The sequence below is a fragment of the Cytobacillus sp. GQ23 genome (genome assembly GCF_059758675.1).
In genome coordinates, this window is record NZ_JCAXER010000059.1 from 1 (window position 1) to 4888 (window position 4888).

Consider the following 4888-nt stretch of genomic DNA (forward strand, 5'->3'; position numbering starts at 1 on the left):
CACTCCTAGTTAAATTACTTTTTCTCTCTTTTATTCTTCATTAATGAACCTGCAATAGCAGCAAAAATATCGCCAATCATTGTTAATATTGCACTCATTACAATTCCCCTTTAGAAATTGTTTACGGATAAGTACCTTTATATGTTTCAATTTTATTAAGCTAAACTGTCCCGTTAGTCGAATAAGAAAAAGCGATCTATATATACTCGGCCTCGTACTTAAATATATAATTACTTATACATACCGAATATCCAAACAAACAGATACATTTGAACTCCAACAATTATCTACCTGCAAATATATAACTTAAGGATTCAATAATAAATTTAAAAAGGTCGTATATAGCTCCTGCAAAATCATTCAAAAATCTCCTCTACTACAACCCCTCCTCCAAAATTTACTTGTTATAACAGCTTGCCGGGAACGCTGAACACAAAAAGACCCAGCTTCCAACTGGGTCAAATATGTGATTGTTAGGGAAGGTAAATATAATGGTAGGCTTTTAAAATAAAGGAAAACTATCTATTAAGATATTTGCTGTTAATTTTATAAAACTTATCTCTTATCAACTGGTTTGTTTTTATAGTGGGAATAAAGAATATTATCGCAACAAAGATACCTAAGAAATTAAAGGTTCCTGTCCCTATATGAATATACCCCTGCAAAATATAGATAATGGATAGTCCAATGATAAAGGTTATGTTATCTCTTAAACTTATTTTTTTCCGTTGATTACGATCTGTTAAAAACAAAGTAAATTTTTTATTCGTTAAGTAAAAATATATACCTAATAATAGAAAGGCGATGATAAAGAGTATTATTGTATTTTTCTCACCAAAAAAGTTGAAGGCAAAGGTTCCTATGCCAATTAATAAAAAGATCAATACATACGAGTAACCTACAAAGAAGACTGAACGATAGATGCTTTTAATTTCCTCTTTTTCATTAGGGGATTTATTATGTAGAATTGATTGCTCAGCAGCATAGTCTTCACACAAATCATCTAAATCCTTTTTTGTTAGCAACCCTTCATCTTTATTATTTTGTAAATAATGAAGATGTATTTGTTTATGTATTTTCCACTCCAAATAAACATTCAAAGTCATAAAAATGATTCCTAAGACAATAAGATAATGAAAAGGAAGCTCAACGATTCCACTAATAGCCAGGAAATTAACAACTACTATTATGCACCTTAATGCAAAATCTAGGATAGACAATTTTTTAAGTTGGTTAAACTGTTTTCCCCTTGAACTTTCAACCAAAGAAGTGGTAAATAAGATTAACACGAATGGTGTAAAAAACCAAATCGCTGCGATATCTTCCATTCCAGAGATATTTGAAAGAATGATTACAATAAAATTATTTATATAAAAGGAACTATTTACTACCATTAACTTTTTTATCTTCTTATCCATATTTTTATATGTCCTTCCATAATGGATATCAACTACTGCCGTCGTAACTGAGACCTATTCAATTCTATTTGGGTATTATTATATCATTTATCCAAAAATCCTTATTGTATAAAATTGCCGTTAGTTTTATAAGAAATCAAAAGCCCTACTCATCCGAGAGGGGCTTTAATTGCATCCAGGACTTATTTTCATAGCTCTTTTCCTTTTAAGAATTTAGTAGATCTATATATCAAAGATTGCATTTAAAGAAAGTAGAATAATCCATATAATAACAATTACTACTCCAAATGCCCCGAATTTATTATCATCGCTCTTTTCTGTATTTTGATTTTTTATCTTTCTATATATGCTTTGAACTTTACCTTGCTTTTGATTACCGTGTCCCATTGATTTTTCTCACCCCTCAAAGCCAATGATTAATCAACTTTTAATAAATCATCTTTATATACATCAAAAAGAACTATAATAATTAGTAGAGCAAAAAAGACAACTTTTCCATAAGAGATGAAAATGAACATAGTAACACCTGATATATTTTCTAGAAAATAAATATAACTTAATCCTCTTAGTCTTTCATCTAAATAAGAGAGTGAATAAAAACTGATGAAACCTATGCATGTTGTAATGTATATGTTCCGCATTAAGTATTCCTTATTTTCTCCTAGAAAACAGACAATTCCAATTAAAGTAAGTAAAACCCAACTACCTAAAATCCAGAAAAGAAAAAACGTGTCATAGCTCAAATCACTTATATACCTTATCATTCCAATGAAAATCAAAAAAATATTCGCCAATGTCATGACTACCCAACTTATTGATACCGAATAATTTATTCGTCTCCCGATAAATAGTGTAAATAATCCTGTAAGAATGGAAACACATGGAACTATAATCGTATAAAATGCATAACTGTTTCTCATTTCATTCCCAATTTCTTTATAAATTCCAATCCATGAAATACCCAAAAATAATGCAATAAAAATATATAAAATAATCCGCTGATTTCTATTTATCAAACTGACACCTCATATTTAAAAACTACCATTATTAGAAGGACTTAGATGTAAGTACCAGAATCTATTCCTGTTTTGTACTCCATTAACGAGAAAAATAGTTGTTGTTTTGTGCGTTTTTTCTTTTCGTGAAGTTGAGATTATCGAAACTATATAAACATAAACACAGAAAAAGAGCGTCACGAACAAAGCAAACTAAAAAAACGGTACTACATCACTAAGTGCAAATACTATCTTTTATGTTCTTCCAAAAAATTACCATTCATGAAAAAAGTTAATTTATTCCATAATATCATACTTCTTGTAAACTAACCTGCCCCTTTTGTTCAATAGGGGTTCAACAAAAAAATGCCTTAATCCTTCATTGGATCAAAGCACCCGTTAGTGGAAGAAGCAAAATATTTCATTTATGTTTTTCCTTAAAAATCTTTTTAACTCTTTCAATTTGGTCAAGATGTCCACGTATATGGTCGACTCGGAATTCCAACAAATCTTTGAATGTCAATCGCAAACCATCTGGATACACTGCAATTCTCTGAAGTTGTTCAGTTGTCAAATTCTGAAGAATAGGAAGCATACTGGAACGAAGCATTTTAAATAGTAGAAGGTATTCCTCGCGATCTAATTGTTCATAAACCAATGAGCTCGCCCAAGCATCTTGGTCAGGTGCTGGTAAAAGTGGTTCAGGCTCTGACAAAACCTTTTTCATTCTATGTGTAGCCACCAATTCAGAATCTGTTATATGAATAATTATCTGATGTATACTCCATTTATCCTTTCCTGGATTGTACCTAATCTCTTCCTCAGATAACTTACTTATGGATTCCCTCAACATCATAAATCCTCGACTGTACTCCTCAATTAACGCCTCCATCTTTTGTTCCTCCTATACATAATTCAATCTCCCATATTTCAAGAAAAGGATTAATATTACCTGCTTTACACTGGATTTCTTCTTCAACTAAGAGGGCGGTTAATCCCTTCCAGGATAAACGCACCCATTAATTTAAGTACCTTTTCACAAACCATTAAAATACACTGATTATTTAAATGGAATTCACCCCATCAATTTATCTATTATGTATATATCATATGTGAGTCTTAGAACAATCTTTCCCCTTTGTACGCCCACTTTCAATGTGCTGGTAAGCCTCTACAATAACCTGCCCCTTTAAGAAATAAGAAAAGCCCCTGAAATGGCAGCTGGATCATAAAGTAAAGCACCCTTTAATTGAATAAAAAAACATGATTATCAAGCAATCGCACCCTCAACTTACACACCAATTACTTTGGAAGCCTTTGTTCTAACTCACCCTTTTGGCGTAAGTGATGACGAAAATGCATGCCAGCCAAATCATACCATTCCCTTGTATTCAACCAGCCGAACCCTCCATGCTTGACTTTAAAATTTGGGTTTATATTATCCACTTTCGATTCCCATTGGCTCAGCCTTAGAATTAATTGATCCATTCTGCTGATAAGATCCTCCTTGCTGTCTGAATTATTAGGTGGAGCATTCAGTTCATCCGGTAATTTTATTTTAATTGGCGGAAACCCTCCAATTTTAAATAAATGTTCACCAAACTCTGTTTTCCCGAAGGGTTGTTCTTTATTCAAGACGGCACACTTTTCCATATTATCTAGATATTCATGGGCAACACGGATTAAATGGTCATACATTTGCCCAATAGACCAAACCCCTTCTTCCGATATATATCTTAACTGTTCTAATGAATAATTTCGAAGTTCGTTTTTGTAACGATTAATTAGTTTAAGTTCGCTCATTTTAATTCCTCCTTTTTGTTAATTAACACAGCTCTAAATAAACTTCATTTTTTGTATATGTAACAAATTATTCAATATTCGATTACAAATACCTTCTTAAACAAACCTGCCCCTTTTGTTCAATATCGAGTTCTTGAATAAATGCATTCTTTCACTTCTTCTCTCCCTGGAACTATATCCTCCCTGGATAGATAACCCGATATTTAATAAATATGTAAACTACATGTTCTATGGCGTATCTCAAATTAAACCTAGCTTTTCAATATAGTATTTATTCATTCAGCACAATTTTTTGTTTGTCCATACATAAATAAACAGAGATACATAAGATGATTAGGAATTTGATTAATAACGAAAGGAGATTCTATTATGAACCAAACTCATGGAAGTAGAGATCTGTATGAACAAATACAAGCTCAAGAAAAAGTATTGGAAGAACTAAAGACAGTCCTTAAGCAGCAAGACCAAAGACTGCTGGAAGTGCTGGAACAGGTACAAGCCCAGAATGTTACAGAAAATAGCATTCCACCCAGCAACGGTAATCCCCTTAAGGCTTTTATTGAGAATATGGATTTAGAAAAACTAACTAGGATTGCTATTTTTGCAATGGATTTGTTTAAAGATCATGAAAAAGATTAAAAAACAGAGGCTGAATATGATTCAGCCTCTGTT

6 protein-coding genes are annotated in these 4888 nt (G+C 31.9%); 1 reads left to right on the forward strand and 5 read right to left on the reverse strand.

The genetic code is table 11. From position 1 onward, the window contains the following. Positions 1–518 precede the first annotated feature (518 nt). From AC6CHU_RS25710 to AC6CHU_RS25730, 5 genes are all read right to left on the reverse strand, one after another. On the reverse strand, positions 519–1418 hold the full coding sequence (locus tag AC6CHU_RS25710; RefSeq protein WP_159871816.1) for a SoxR reducing system RseC family protein: 900 nt from the start codon (positions 1416–1418) through the stop codon (positions 519–521). 222 nt (positions 1419–1640) lie between these two features. Next, positions 1641–1805, reverse strand: coding sequence for a small membrane protein YnzI (ynzI, locus tag AC6CHU_RS25715; RefSeq protein WP_201306627.1), 165 nt, complete (start codon positions 1803–1805; stop codon positions 1641–1643). Between the two features lie 29 nt (positions 1806–1834). Further along, positions 1835–2434: a hypothetical protein gene (locus tag AC6CHU_RS25720; protein WP_159871819.1), complete on the reverse strand. Its 600-nt coding sequence runs from the start codon at positions 2432–2434 to the stop codon at positions 1835–1837. Between the two features lie 400 nt (positions 2435–2834). After that, complete coding sequence (locus AC6CHU_RS25725; RefSeq protein ID WP_159871822.1) at positions 2835–3305, reverse strand: DinB family protein; 471 nt, start codon at positions 3303–3305, stop codon at positions 2835–2837. A 410-nt stretch (positions 3306–3715) separates the two neighbouring features. Continuing rightward, entirely contained in the window at positions 3716–4216 is a 501-nt protein-coding gene (locus AC6CHU_RS25730) for a DinB family protein (protein ID WP_159871825.1), read from the reverse strand. A 369-nt stretch (positions 4217–4585) separates the two neighbouring features. Here AC6CHU_RS25730 and AC6CHU_RS25735 point away from each other — a divergent pair, with 369 nt between their 5' ends. Next, positions 4586–4855, forward strand: coding sequence for a hypothetical protein (locus AC6CHU_RS25735; protein ID WP_159871828.1), 270 nt, complete (start codon positions 4586–4588; stop codon positions 4853–4855). The last annotated feature ends 33 nt before the right edge of the window (positions 4856–4888 follow it).

Bases quoted from the DNA above. Each gene is read 5' to 3' on its own strand.
- AC6CHU_RS25710 (WP_159871816.1), bottom strand. From the start codon at position 1,418: ATGGATAAGAAGATAAAAAAGTTAATGGTAGTAAATAGTTCCTTTTAT.
- ynzI (WP_201306627.1), bottom strand. From the start codon at position 1,805: ATGGGACACGGTAATCAAAAGCAAGGTAAAGTTCAAAGCATATATAGA.
- AC6CHU_RS25725 (WP_159871822.1), bottom strand. From the start codon at position 3,305: ATGGAGGCGTTAATTGAGGAGTACAGTCGAGGATTTATGATGTTGAGG.
- AC6CHU_RS25730 (WP_159871825.1), bottom strand. From the start codon at position 4,216: ATGAGCGAACTTAAACTAATTAATCGTTACAAAAACGAACTTCGAAAT.
- AC6CHU_RS25735 (WP_159871828.1), top strand. From the start codon at position 4,586: ATGAACCAAACTCATGGAAGTAGAGATCTGTATGAACAAATACAAGCT.